Consider the following 13,723-nt stretch of genomic DNA (forward strand, 5'->3'; position numbering starts at 1 on the left):
TCGCTTGAGCCACCTTGGCGACTGGGGCAATGGACGCTGTAGACCGGCCGGGTTGCCGGGCTTGCACAGATCTGGCGCAACACACTGCAAGGGAACGGCGGCTAGACGATGCGGTGAAGCACCCCCAAGGCCCCATCATTCCCGTTCGCTCCGTGGGAAGTGAGGGCGTGAGCAAAGGCGGCCGCCTAGAATACACCGCCAATGCCGATGCCCCCGGAAATGTCGGGTGGGGGAGCCGCGGGACGTCTCGGCGCGGCTGGCGAGCGCTTTGCAGTCATCCCCCTGGGGGTGTTGCGCGACGGGGCGGCATCCGACGCCACTTTAGCCGGCTTGGCCTTGACGATGACCGGTTGCTTGCAGATTCTGCCTGAGCGCAGAAAGAGATCGCCGAGCAGTCCGACGCTCGGCTCAGTCGTTGCTGCGACCTGCTTGGTGTTTTTGTAGTAGTCAGTGAGAGCACGAATTGAGCCCGTGCCCCAATCCCCATCAACCTGCATCCGGTAGCAGCCCAGGCGACGAAGTTCCGTCTGAATGTTGCGTGCAAGATCGGCCGTCTTGTCCTTGTCCCCCACGCCCGCGGACGCGCCGATTATAAGGGTTTCGAGACCGGAGACGACACTTTGGCGAGCGTCTTCAACCCCTTCAGCGGGCGACAAATTGGCAACCTGAGTGCCAACAGGCTGCGCCAAACTGGATGACGGTGCGGGAATCTCGACCGACCGCAACGTCTGTCCAACGATGACCACGGCTGTTTGCAGGTCATTTGAGGCAAGTTCGACCTGCAACCTCTTCTTTGCTGTGGGGTCTGCCAGGATGCGTGAAAGGCTTGCGCTCAACTGTCCCGGATCGAGCACCTGTTGCTCGGTGAAATAGAACTGCTCGCGCAGGTTGGATTGATCCCAAGGCACTTGACGGCCGACCGTCAGCGCCTCAGTTTCGTTGCGCACACGGATCATCATGTCCGAAATGCTGAGCCCGGGGATCTCGACATTCTTCAGCAGTGCGGTGGTGAACGGGCTGTTTTCGCCGCCGCCATCTGCCGTGACATTTCCAGGCTGAGTGGCAAAGGCAACGAATGTATTTTCACCGACTTCAACTTGCGCCAGACCATTGCTCGCGCCGCTGCCAGAACCGAGCGGATTGTTGCGGCAGGCGTCCAGGAATATGAATGTCTGGCGGTCGCGTCGCGCGAACCGCGCGATCACATCATTTAGCTTGATGGCGCTGCCCGTCAGTTTTTCCAGGCTTTCAGGATCGGGCGTATCAACCGAGAGCAGGTAGTTTTCGCCATTCAGTTGGACGCCGTGACCGGCATAGAAAATCAAAACGGCACTGGCGCTCGGTAACCGCGCTTCAGCGTCTTGCAGGAGTTTGGCAAAACCTTGGGTCGAAAGATCGGTCCCAGTCAGGACTTCAAAATTCAGCCGCTTCAAGCTCCCTGAAAGCCTTATGGCATCGTTTGTTGCATTGGGGAGATGCTCAAGCCGGGTGCTTTGATAGTTCGAATTGCCGATGACGATCGCCAGCCGGTTGCGTGGTTGCGGCGACGCGGTCTGTTCGACCGCCGCGCGAGCGCCGGCCGAGCCAAGGAGCATCAGAAGCAGAAGCAGCGGGATACGAAACAAGAGTCTGAGGCGATGGGTCATGTCAGCATGCTCGGTCCCGCCTGCGTCAATGTTGATCTCGCAGCCTTCCAAACAGCGCACCACGACGCAAAACCCAATCCTGCCCGAGCGTCTGTACCTGCGCCCCCAAAGGCCAGCAGATTTTTATACCAAGAATCGTATCAAAGATAGGTGAAAGGGATTTGTATGCGCTCAGTCGCTGGATTGTGGAGGACAAAATGCCAACCAAGATCAACCTTGCGCTGCCGGTTTATGGAGCCGCTTACAAAAGCGTGTTCGTCCGCAGCCTGTTCGCGGCCCTGACCCACAAGAGCCTGTCCAGCTACGCCTTCACGCTGTCCGAAATCGAGTACACGGATATCCCATTTTCCCGGAACTATTTGCTGACCAATTTCTACTACAACAAACCGGATTGCAGCCACATCCTGATGATCGACAGCGATATGGGCTTTTCGCCTGATCTTATCGCCGCGATGCTGGCGCTTGAGAAGCCGGTGGTCGGCACTTTGTATCCTCGGCGCCTGATCGATCTCCGCAGACTTCACTCGCTGTCGAAACTGCCCTTCGAAAAGGCCTTTGCACGGAGTCTGGAGTTCGTCGGAACCATCATCGAACCCCGCCAGGAGATGAGCGGCTTCGTCCGGGTGTCGCTATGCGGCACGGGCGTCTTTTTGGTGTCCCGCGACTGCGTCACCGAGATAATCGAGAAACTTCCAGAAACGGTGAACCGGTCTCGCTACAAAAACAACAAATACACCGCACAGTTCGACAGCTTTCTGACGCCGTTTTCAAAGATCGTGACGCCCGATGTGGATTTGCCGACCGATTTTTCTTTCTGCCACCGCTGGGCGCAGCAATGTGGCGGCGAAATATGGGCGAGCTTTGACCGCAAGGTCGCCCATGCAGGAGATATGACCGTTTCGGCAGCCTATTCTGAGCTGTAACAGTCTCCTCTGACGTTGATGTACTGCCATGTCAGCAGTTCGATCGGAGTTTTCGATAGTGACCTTGTCGCCACATATGGCGTTACAATGGTCTGAGGGCGAACGCCTTTCCATTGCCATAGGGCAGCGCGCCGCGTACACTTCCGGTCAGCAAGGCATCGAACCCACCAGATGGGTCGCCGAGCGATTTTAATAGCCTAATTTGTGACGGTATCGATTTCTCGTAAGTGAGGTCGAATGAGAGTGCCGCGCAGGGTTTATCAACTGGGGGGTGTCCCGTTGCTTGCGTTAGCGGCAGCGTCCACGTTCCAAATGTCTGGCGCGGCAGCCTGCACCGCCACCGCCGAGGGCGCCTCGACAACAGTCGGGTCTGGCGTCTCCGCCGTAACGACCTTCCAAACGACGTCGGTCACGGCCTCGTGCAACACAGCCGGAACTGTCCAGGACTTCGGCGGCGTATTCACGACGGGGTTCGAGGGTTACCAAGGGCAAGACAACAGTTCGTCGACTGTCATCGTCAACGACTATGACGGCAATGGCGACGACGTTGTGAACATCGTTGGCGGCATCCTGAACAACAGTACGGCGACACCCAGCGTAAGTGGCCTGCCGCCGATAAGCTCGGAGGTAACGACCTCCTTGCAACCGGGCACGGGGACCATTCAACTCCTTGGCGGCAACGACCGGTTCGACATGTCCGATGGGGTTTTCAACAGTGAGCCGTTTGCGCCGCAAGTCGATGCCAATCTCGACACTGGTGCGGGCGATGACACGGTCACCATCCACAGCGGCACCATTCTGAGCGTCTCCCTTGGCGAAGGCAACAATTCGCTGGAGTTGACCGGCGGTGAAATTGGCGGCTCAGTCATCGGTGGCGATGGCGCCGACACCATCATCATAGGACACGATACAAGCTTGGCCGATGGCGACGGCGGCATTGTCGCGGGTTCTGTTTTGACAAATGGCGGCGCCGACAGCGTCACCATCAAGAAGGGCGCCATTATTCACGGCGATTCGGAAGGAGGAGGTGCCCTCGGGCTTGGCGACGGCGACGACCACTTCACCATGACCGGGAGCGTCCTCGACGCTAGTCTGAGCGGTGACGATGGCAACGACACGCTGGCTATCAGCGGTGGCACGGTCCACAGCGCCGTGACCGGAGACGCAGGCAATGATACGATCACGGTATCTGGTGGCACCGTCGACGGCAATGTCAGCGGCGGAGCCGGGTTCGACCAAGTTTCGGTTTCCGGCGGCACCATCAAGGGTGGCATCGACGCAGACCACGTCCAGCTCTCCGGCGGAACCATCGGCGGTGACATCACTGGCCTTGGACCCGACACGCTGATCATCAACGGATCCGGCGCGGTCGATCCGCTCAATCTGAGCGATCACGTTCTTTTCAGTGGAACCAATGCCAATGGCACCGTCACCGATACCGACCTTGCTGCCGGCGGCAAAAGCCAGAATTTCGCCGGGTTCAATAGTTTCTCCGCCGACCAATCCACGCTCCGTTTCAGCGGTGGCACGCAAGGCATCAACCAACTCAATCTCGGCAATGGCTCGACGCTGTTCATCAGCGGCAACGTCACTATGCCAGGTTCGATCATCGCGACGAATTCGCTGATCAACCTGGCGGACGGTGCCGCCGATGACGTGTTGACGCTGGGCGGCCTCACCCTCAATGGAGCAAGCATCGGCCTCGACATCAATCAACAGACGCTGCAGTCGGATCAACTCGTCGGCAACGCATTTTCGGCCACCGGCGTCAACACCATCATCGTCAACCTGCTGGGCACGCCCCAATTCACGCAGGCGACCGATATTCCGATCATCGTCTCGACCGGCGGGCCGATCGCCGGGATTTTCAACATCCAAGGCACTCCAGGCACCCTGGGCTCACTTTTCACCTATGCGATCGTCACTGGCCCGAATGGGGGCTTGTTCCTGCGCGCAACGCCGGCCAATTTCGGTATTGCGGCGGCGCCGATCAGCGCCACCAACGCCGGGGCGGTCACGGTGGCAATCGATGCTCTCTACGGCATAAACCGCGACGCGATCGATGCTGACCTCCCCCTTTCGCCCGCATCCGGGTCTGGAATGGTGCCGGTTTCGTCCAGCTTCGGCGTCTTTGCCTCCGGCCAATTCGCTCATACCGAGCATGACGGCTACACTATCAGTGGCGGCGGTTTGAATGGCCCCGGTCCGAGCTTCGATGCCAATGATTTTTCGGCCGCGATCAGCCTGGATTTCAATGCCGCCAAGCATTTCCAGTTCGACAATGAGTATGGTCTCAACATCGGTATTTTCGCCGGCTATGCCTCGACAGACGTCAACCTTGGCGCGTTCCGTGGATTTGACGCCATAGGCGAGGGCACCAACAAGGCCGGCATGTTCGGCGGCTACGCGCTGTTGCGCAACGACGCCAATTACGCCCTGGTCTCCGCCTCCGGTTTCTTCGGCGGAAGCGACGTGACCAACGGCGTGCTCGGCACCACAGGCAGCTATGACACCGAGGGCTATGCGGTTACGGGATCGGTCGGCCACATCTTCACCTTGGGCGAGCGCACCCGTTTCGACCTGCGCGGTGGCCTGCTTGGCGTGTCATTCCGCGGCGATTCCTTTACCGACAGCGGCGGCAACCAGTTCGGCAAGAGCCGGCTTTCCTTTGGCGCGTTTAAGGTCGAGCCTGGGATCTATGGCGACTACAAGCTAAGCAACGGGATGGTGTTCAGCCCCTATGCACGGGCCGAATTGCAGCAGCGTTTCGGTTACAAGAACACGACCGAAATCGACACCAGGACGATCTCCTTTGACGATGCCGATTTCTCCGCGGCGCTGTCGGCCGGCTTCAACCTGAAGGTCTCGGAGTTGACGACCGTCAACGGCGAAGTCCGTGGTAAGGTGTCGTCCGACAGTTCCACTATGGGCGCCAAGCTCGGACTGAAGGTCGCCTTCTAGTCGCGTGACTCTGCGATCCGAATGAGTTGGCGCGGCGCGCGCATTCGCGCCAGCATTTCGCCACTGCTACCAGATCGCCACCTCCCACTGCTCATTGAGCCGCGCGAACCGATTGCTCGGCCTGCGGTGTCGCACCCGGGTGAAGGCGCAGGGATCAGCCGGGCGCTTACGCGTTGGAGGGAGAGGACGGCCCCCATGGTTCGAGCGCGTCCGTCGAGAGTGAACGCTGGTCCAGCACTGCTCAAGGGTGAGCGTATTTGTCTAGCGTCGATCCAGAGAACGAACATCATACGATACGAGTTACGGATGGCGCTCCTTTGTTCGTTGATTCTGTGACAGTGCGGAGAGGAATTGGGCTGAGGCTCGCCTGACGAATGAGACGCCGTTTCGGCCGGGATGCGAGCCGACAGTCCAAGCCGCAAAGGTGGCGGGCACATTGAACTGGGATGATTTCAGATTTGTGCTCGCGGTCGCCAAGCACGGCACGCTCTCTGCGGCTGCGCGTCATTTGCGGACCACGCAGAGCTCCGATTGGCGGCGAAGGTGCGTTGATTAACGGCGTCCGTCCATGCATTGTGCTTCAAGATCTTAGATTGCGCGAATGCGTGACCGCGAATCCCATCTCGGGCTCTATTCGAACAAGTAGGTAAATCCTTGCGCCGAGGCGCCGACGATGACTTTTGTCATCTTCTTGCCCTCGAGCGTGCGATTGAGCACGCTGCGGCTGAGTTCCGGCAGCAGCGTGTTGGTGAGAATGGCGTCGATCATGCGCCCACCAGATTCGATCTCGGTGCAGCGCGCCTTGACCATGTCCATGACACCCTCGCCGATCACCAACTCTGCTTGGTTGCTGGCTTTGAGACGCCGCGCGATCTTGGCGAACTGGTGTGTGGTGATCGCCTCGATCATCGTGTCCGAAAGCGGGTAGTAAGGGATTGTCACCACGCGGCCGAGGAAAGCGGCCGGAAACACTTTCAGCAGCGGACCGCGCAAAGCAGTGTCCAGATCGTCGATGCCGGTGCGCAGGGTGCCGTTCCTCGTGCGGTCCATGATGACCTCGGAACCGACATTCGAGGTGAGCAGGATCAGCGTGTTCTTGAAGTCGATCCTGCGCCCTTCGCTATCGTCCATCATTCCCTTGTCAAAGACCTGGAAGAAGATCTCGTGCACGTCGGGATGCGCCTTCTCGACCTCATCGAGCAGAATCACCGAATAGGGCTTGCGCCGCACGGCCTCGGTCAGGATGCCGCCCTTGCCATAGCCGACATAACCGGGCGGCGCGCCCTTCAGCGTCGAGACCGTATGCGCCTCCTGGAACTCCGACATGTTGATTGAAATCAGGTTCTGCTCTCCGCCATAGAGCGTCTCGGCCAGCGCCAGGGCTGTCTCGGTCTTGCCGACGCCCGAGGGGCCGCAAAGCAGGAACACGCCGACCGGCTTTTCCGGTGCGCCGAGACCGGCGCGGCTGGTCTGCACGCGCCGCGCGATCATCTCCATCGCATGGTCCTGACCGACCACGCGCTCGGACAAGGTAGCCGCGAGCTTGAGCGCTTTCTCGGTCTGGCTGGACAGCATCCTTCCGGTCGGAATGCCGGTCCAGTCCTGGACAACCGCCGCCACCGCGTTACGGTCCACCGAGGGCAGGATCAACGGCGTCTCGCCCTGCGCTGCGGCGAGTTCCGCCATCAATTCGCGAAGCCGCGCCAGATCAGCGGCGGTATCGGGCGCAGGAGCAGGCTCGTGGGCAGCCTGTGTCCTAGGCGCCTCGCCCGCTGGCGCGTCGACAGCTTGCCCCGGAGCTTCCCCGCTTTCCTGCGCCTCAAGGGGCATGCCCTCGCCACGGAGTTTGGCGCGCAGATCGAGAATCGCGCTCACAAGCGCCTTCTCTCGGTCCCAGCGCTCTTGCGCTGCCGCAAGCGCGGTCTCGGCTTCCGCCAACCCGGCCTTTACGCGCGCCTGTCTGTCGGTCACGTCGATGCCGATCGCCGCCTCGCGGGAGATGATCCCTTCCTCGACCTCGAGCGCCTGGCGACGGCGCAGAATGTCCTCGACCTCGGCAGGCGTCGCGTGCTGCGAGATGGCAACGCGCGCGCAGGCGGTGTCAAGTAGGCTGACCGCCTTGTCGGGCAACTGCCTGGCCGCGATATAACGGTGCGAAAGCGAAACCGAGGCCTCGATCGCCTCGTCGAGGATCTGCACCTGGTGGTGCTGCTCGAGAACGCCGGCGACACCGCGCAACATCAATACGGCGACCGTTTCGGAAGGCTCGTCGATCTTGACGACCTGGAACCGACGGGTCAGCGCCGGGTCCTTCTCGATGTGCTGCTTGTATTCGGCCCAGGTCGTGGCGGCGATGGTGCGAAGCTCGCCGCGCGCCAGAGCGGGTTTGAGGAGATTGGCGGCGTCGCCGGTTCCCGCCGCGCCACCGGCGCCGATCAGCGTGTGGGCTTCGTCGATGAACAGGATGAGCGGGATCTCTGACTGCTGGACCTCGTCGATGACGGCCTTCAGCCGCTTTTCGAACTCGCCCTTGACGCTGGCGCCCGCCTGCATCAGCCCCACATCGAGCATGCGTACGCTGACGTTCTGAAGCGCCGGCGGCACGTCGCCTTGGGCAATGCGCAAGGCAAAGCCCTCGACGACCGCCGTTTTGCCGACACCCGCCTCGCCGGTCAAGATCGGGTTGTTTTGCCGGCGCCGCATCAGGATGTCGATGATCTGGCGGATCTCCGCATCGCGTCCGACGACCGGATCGATCTTGCCGTCGCGGGCGCGCTGGGTGAGGTCGGTGGCGTATTTGGCGAGTGCCGAGTCGCCCCCCCGGCCCCGATTCATCGACGTTTCGGCGGCAACTGCGGCAGGCGGTGAGCCGGCTTCGAGAGAGCCTTCGACCACATCCGAAAAGCGGGCGATAACCCCATCCGCGTCGATCTTGTCGAATTCAGCGCTGATCTTCGAAACTAGACCTTCCAGCACCGGTGTCTTCAGGCATGCCAGAAGAATATGCGCGCTGCGCACCTCCTCGACCCCAAATTCTAGTGTGGCCAGGTTCCAGCCTTCCTGGATGGCGTGGAAGATGTGATCGGAGAATTCCTCCAGCGAGGTCGCGCCATAGGGCAGCTTGTCGACGGCACGGGTCATATCTGCCGTCAGCCGGCTGACATCCAGCCCGGCATTAGCGACGATCATCTGCACGTCCGAGCGCTCAGATAGCACCAGTTGCTGGACGAAGTGGACCAGTTCGACATAAGGGTTGCCGCGCAACTTGGCCGTGTCGGCGGCGGCCTTGAAGGCGCGCACCCCCGTGGGATTGAGCTTCGCAACGAGTTCCTTGCGCTTGAAACTCTGCGACGACCGGCGCTGTTCCATTCGAACCTGCCCCCGAAATCTGCTGACCCTACCCTGCCACAGAAGCGGCTGCTTGACAAAGCCATGTGACGAGCGGGCCCTTTTGGCCCGTTCGGGCGGCACCTTGTCGTTACACAAGACTAGCAAACTCCCGCTAGGAACCAGCACTGCGATGCCAACGACGTTGCGCATACCGGGTCCTCCGATCGCCCATGGGTTTCGTTGAAAGATAACCGAGCATTCAGCTTGTGTGAGTTTTCGAGCATCTGCTCAATTGTCGTGGCAGGGTACCGATGATAACGTTGCGTCACATGGGGGGCACGGGGCGGCTTGCGGGGGGTAGGTGTGATTGATCTCGCACTCTGGCTGAATCCTCTGGACGGTGACAACCCGTCGGGAGCGGATTTGCGCAACGACCCGGCTTTTCATGAGCTGGAGCGGCTCACGGAAGCCCAGCTCAAGGTCGTCCACGACGGCGGCAACAAGGTTTCGCAGTCAACCAGCTCCGTCGACTGGGCGGCCGTCCTCGAAAAATCGGAAGAGTTGCAGTCGCGCGGCCGGGATTTGCGCCTTCTGGTCATCGTCACGCGCGCGCTGGCCAACGAAGAGAAGCTCGCCGGCCTCGCACAGGGGCTGACCCTGATCGCAAGGACGTTCGACCAGTACTGGGATACGATGCATCCGGCTATGCGGATAGGTGCCACGCCCCGCGACGCGGCGCTGCGACGCATCAATGCTCTGCTTGAGCTCCAGAACGGCCAGGAAGGCCTGCTGGCCAACCTCAGGCACACCGTCTTCTTCTCACCGCGCGCCATCGGGCCGATCAGCGGGCGAGACCTGGAACAGGCAGCGCTCGACGAGCGCGTCATGCTCCAGGAAGCTGCCTCGGGCCTCGGAACCGCCGAAAAGGCGGCGCTGACGGCCGCCCACAACCAGCTGCTGAACCGGGTGCGCACGGGATGCGCGGCGCAGATCGATCAGGCCGCGGACACTGTCACGACACTTTTGGCCGATGCGCGCGCCGCGATTTCGGCGCTGGAGGCGGTGGATGCCGCGCTCAATGCTCGCATCGACGGCAACGGCGCGGCCGTTCCGGATCTGAAGAAGTTCCTGCAGCGCCTGCTGACGACGCTGGAGCGGAATTCCAGCGCCGGCGCCATGGCCAACGGTGCGGCAAAGCCTGCCCCGCAGCCGGCCCAGCCGGCATCGACGCCCACCCAAAACGGTCATGGAGCCGAAACGATGGCAAGTGTGGCAAGCTCTGTGGAAGCCAGCGCCGGCCTGCCTGACCGGATCAACTCGCGCGACGATGTCGTCAAATGCCTCGATCTCGTGGTCGCCTTCTACGACCGCACCGAACCGTCCAGCCCTATCCCGCACCTCGCCCGGCGCGTGCGCAGGATGGTGCACATGGATTTCGTGGAACTGATGGAAGATCTCGCCCCGTCGGGGCTGAAGGAATTCCGGCTGCTTGCCGGTGTCGCCGATCCCAAGAAGCCGGCCCAGAAGGATGAAAGGTAACCAGCATGCCAGCAGAGAGCAAAGCCAAGGTCATCGAAAGAAACCGCGCCCCGCGCGTGCAGATCGCCTATGACGTCGAAACCTACGGCAGCCCCACGACGATCGAGTTGCCGTTCGTCATGGCTGTCATGGCCGACCTTTCCGGCGCCTCGCAGACCAAGGAAGCGTCGAAGTCGGTTCTGGACCGCAATTTCGTCGAAACCGACGCCAATCGCTTCCCCAAATTCATGGAAGCGATGGGACCGCGCGTGAAGGCACGCGTGAAGAACACGTTGCCGCAAGCCGAAGGCGCCGAGCGGGACGAGGAATTGGCGATCGATCTCACCTTTTCCAAAATGGGTGATTTCGCGCCCGACAAGATCGCCGAGCAGGTGCCGCAACTGGCCGAGATCCTCAAGATGCGGCGGCAACTCGAGGAACTGCTGGGCTTCATGGATGGCCGCGTCGATGCTGAAAAGCGCATTGCGCAGCTTCTCAACAACGAGCCTTTGCTGAGCAAGATCGCCAGCCAGGCGATGTCCGACGGCAAGGGCGAGGAGTAAGTCATGGCTGAACAGCAAAAGACCGCAGTCGCAACCGCCGAGGCGGAGGCCATAGATCTGGGTGAATTCAGCGGCCTGCTTGAAAAGGATTTCAAGGTCAGGAAGGACGACACCGAGAAGCTGCAGCAACTGGTGCGCAACCTGGCGCTGGCCGCTCAGTCCCGATCCGAGACAACGACCATCTCGTCCAACGCGATCAAGTCGATCAAGTCGCTGATCGCGGGCATCGACAAGATGCTGACGACGCAGGTCAACGAGATCCTGCATGCCCCCGAAGTGCGGGAGATGGAAGGCACCTGGCGGGGCCTCTGGTACCTCATCAACAACACCGAGACGGATACCAAGCTGAAGATCCGGGTGATGAACATCTCCAAGGAGCAGTTGGCCGACACGCTGGAAGACTATGAAGGCCAGATGTGGGACCAGAGCCCAATCTTCAAGAAAGTCTACACCGACGAGTATTCGATGCTGGGCGGCGAGCCGATCGGCTGCATCATCGGCGCCTACGAGTTCTCCAACCACCCGCGCGACGTCGGCCTGCTGCGCAACATCTCGGGTGTCTGTGCCTCGGCGCACACCCCCTTCATCGCGGCCGCCTCGCCGCGGCTGTTTCGGATGGACAGCTGGCAGGAACTGCCGAACCCGCAAGACCTGCAAATGATCGTGAACAACCCGGCCTATGCATCATGGCAGTCGCTGCGCGAGAGCGAGGACGCCCGCTATATCGGCCTCACCATGCCGCGCGTATTGGCACGCCTGCCCTACGGCTCGGAGACCGTTCCGGTGAAGGGCTTCACCTTCGAGGAAGAGGTAAGCGGCGACCACAACAAATATGTCTGGATGAACGCCGCTTTCCCGATGGGCGTGAACATCAACCGCAGCCACAAGCTCTATGGCTGGGGAACGCAGATCCGCGGCGTCGAGAATGGCGGCACGGTGCTCAACCTGCCGGTGCACGCTTTCCCGACGGACGACGGTTCGATTGCGATGAAATGCCCGACCGAAGTTGCCATCGACGACCGGCGTGAGGCGGAACTGGCGAAGCTCGGCCTGATGCCGATCTTGCACCGCAAGAACACCGATCTCGCAGCCTTCATCGGGGCGCACTCGCTTCAGGACGACGAGACGCGCGCCGGGCGTCTGGTCGACCCCGACGCCCAGTCGAACGAAAGGCTGAGCGCCAACCTGCCCTATCTCTTCCCGGTCTCGCGTTTTGCCCATTACCTCAAGGCGATCGCGCGCGACAAGATCGGCTCGTTCAAGGAACGCACCGACATGGAGACATGGTTGACCGAATGGATCAACCGCTACGTGCTGGCCAATCCCGCCTTTGCCGACGACAAGGCGCGAGCCAAGCGACCGCTTGCTGCGGCCGAGGTTCAGGTCGACAGCGTCGAAGGCAGACCCGGTTACTACAACGCCCGTTTCTACCTGCGTCCGCATTACCAGTTGGAGGGCATCAACGCCTCGCTGCGGTTGGTGTCGGAACTGCCGTCCGTGAAGGGCTAAAGTGCAGCGAAGTCATCATCCTGTTTCATTTGAAAGCGGTGGAGAAAGACAATGCCGACCACAGACAGAAGCGATGCTCCTTCAATGAAGATTGATGGTTTTTTGAAAGTTCCCGACATCAAGGGGCCCAGCAAGCGCGACGGGCATGAAGACGAGATCGAAGTGCATGGCGTCGATTACAAGATGATGGCGCCTTATGATCCGAATTCGCTTTCAAGACGCGGCCGTGTGTCGATGGGAATGATCAAGTTCTTCAAGCACTACGACAAGTCGTCGCCATATCTGAAGAAGGCGTTGTTCGAGAACAAGGCGCTCGACGAGGTGGTGTTTTCGGCACGCCGCACCATTGACGGCGAGACCAGCGACTATCTGGTCGTGACGCTCACCGACGCGTCGATCATGGAATACGACATGCGGCAGGCTCCCGACGAGGCGGACCTGATCGAGGAAGAAGTCAGCTTCGCCTACAAGAAGATCAAGTTCGTCTACGACAAGGACGACGAGATCGAAATGGACGTCTATGTCGGCAAGTGAGACCAGGCGGCCTGGCGCGAGAGCGCAGCCTGGCGGCAGTTCGCGGGCAAGGCGCGAGGCGGTCCAGCCATCCCTTTGGGATCGCCTCGTCAACGACTTGCCTGGACTGACGTCGGAGATCGAGGGGCTGCGCCGTCTGTTGGATGAAGAACTCGGCGCCGAGCGCGTCGAGGCTCTTCTTGCCGGCAGCGCACGCGCCATCGACGCCGACGCCGAACTCACATCCGAGCAAAAACGGCGCCTGCACCGGCTGGTCTTCCAGAGCCAGCATCGCGCCGAGATCGAAGGCCGCGGCGTGGTCGTTTCGGCACGCGTGTTGAGAGAGGCCGTGCGCCGCGACATCGAGGCCCTGTTCAACACCGAGCGCTTCGAATCCGTACCGATGCTCTCCGACGCCGAACACGAACAGCCCCTGGACGAACTGCCCTCGCTCGCTGACTTTCCGCAGGTGCGCCGCAGCGTGGTCAATTTCGGGGTGCCGTCTTTTTCCGGCCGTTCGTCGCGGGATTTCGACCGCGATTCCCTGGCACGAGAGATCCGCGCGGTGCTCGCCACCTTCGAGCCGCGCCTGAAGGAGAGTGCCACAATCGTCAACGTCACGCTCGGCGACAAAAACATCGGCCTGAAGATCGAGATCGACGCGGTGCTGATCATGGCCCCCACACCGGAGCGTATGCGGCTGCGCACCACGATCAATCTCGACAACGGGCTGGCACGAACCGAATTCAGGGAGACCTGA

At 61.0% G+C, this 13,723-nt stretch carries 9 protein-coding genes; 7 read left to right on the forward strand and 2 right to left on the reverse strand.

Features of this window, described 5'->3' with window-relative positions; genetic code table 11:
• Positions 1-185: 185 nt before the first annotated feature.
• Entirely contained in the window at positions 186-1,646 is a 1,461-nt protein-coding gene (locus FJ943_RS15245; protein ID WP_140620017.1) for a caspase family protein, read from the reverse strand.
• Positions 1,647-1,843: 197 nt separating this feature from the next.
• On the opposite strand from FJ943_RS15245, the gene FJ943_RS15250 reads away from it, so the two are divergent.
• A complete protein-coding gene (locus tag FJ943_RS15250) occupies positions 1,844-2,569 on the forward strand; it encodes a hypothetical protein (RefSeq protein ID WP_140620019.1) in 726 nt (241 codons plus the stop codon).
• A gap of 312 nt (positions 2,570-2,881) precedes the next feature.
• On the forward strand, positions 2,882-5,530 hold the full coding sequence (locus FJ943_RS15255) for an autotransporter (protein WP_246671881.1): 2,649 nt from the start codon (positions 2,882-2,884) through the stop codon (positions 5,528-5,530).
• Positions 5,531-6,160: 630 nt separating this feature from the next.
• Here FJ943_RS15255 and tssH read toward each other — a convergent pair.
• A complete protein-coding gene (gene tssH, locus FJ943_RS15265) occupies positions 6,161-8,899 on the reverse strand; it encodes a type VI secretion system ATPase TssH (RefSeq protein ID WP_140722550.1) in 2,739 nt (912 codons plus the stop codon).
• A gap of 324 nt (positions 8,900-9,223) precedes the next feature.
• On the opposite strand from tssH, the gene tssA reads away from it, so the two are divergent.
• From tssA to tssE, 5 genes are all read left to right on the forward strand, one after another.
• The gene (tssA, locus tag FJ943_RS15270; protein WP_140722553.1) at positions 9,224-10,399 is read left to right on the forward strand and encodes a type VI secretion system protein TssA; all 1,176 of its coding nucleotides are present in this window, start codon (positions 9,224-9,226) and stop codon (positions 10,397-10,399) included.
• A 5-nt stretch (positions 10,400-10,404) separates the two neighbouring features.
• Positions 10,405-10,941 carry a type VI secretion system contractile sheath small subunit gene (gene tssB, locus FJ943_RS15275; RefSeq protein ID WP_140722556.1) on the forward strand — a complete coding sequence of 179 codons (537 nt, stop codon included), beginning with the start codon at positions 10,405-10,407 and terminating at the stop codon, positions 10,939-10,941.
• Positions 10,942-10,944: 3 nt separating this feature from the next.
• Positions 10,945-12,450 (forward strand): type VI secretion system contractile sheath large subunit, encoded by a 1,506-nt coding sequence (gene tssC / locus FJ943_RS15280; RefSeq protein WP_140620043.1) that lies wholly within the window; start codon positions 10,945-10,947, stop codon positions 12,448-12,450.
• A gap of 84 nt (positions 12,451-12,534) precedes the next feature.
• Positions 12,535-12,984 (forward strand): Hcp family type VI secretion system effector, encoded by a 450-nt coding sequence (locus FJ943_RS15285; protein WP_181166515.1) that lies wholly within the window; start codon positions 12,535-12,537, stop codon positions 12,982-12,984.
• Positions 12,971-13,723, forward strand: coding sequence for a type VI secretion system baseplate subunit TssE (tssE, locus tag FJ943_RS15290; protein WP_140722559.1), 753 nt, complete (start codon positions 12,971-12,973; stop codon positions 13,721-13,723). Before FJ943_RS15285 ends, tssE begins: the two co-directional genes overlap by 14 nt.

The organism is Mesorhizobium sp. B2-3-10 (genome assembly GCF_006442275.1).
GTDB classification, from domain to species: Bacteria; Pseudomonadota; Alphaproteobacteria; order Rhizobiales; family Rhizobiaceae; genus Mesorhizobium; species Mesorhizobium australicum.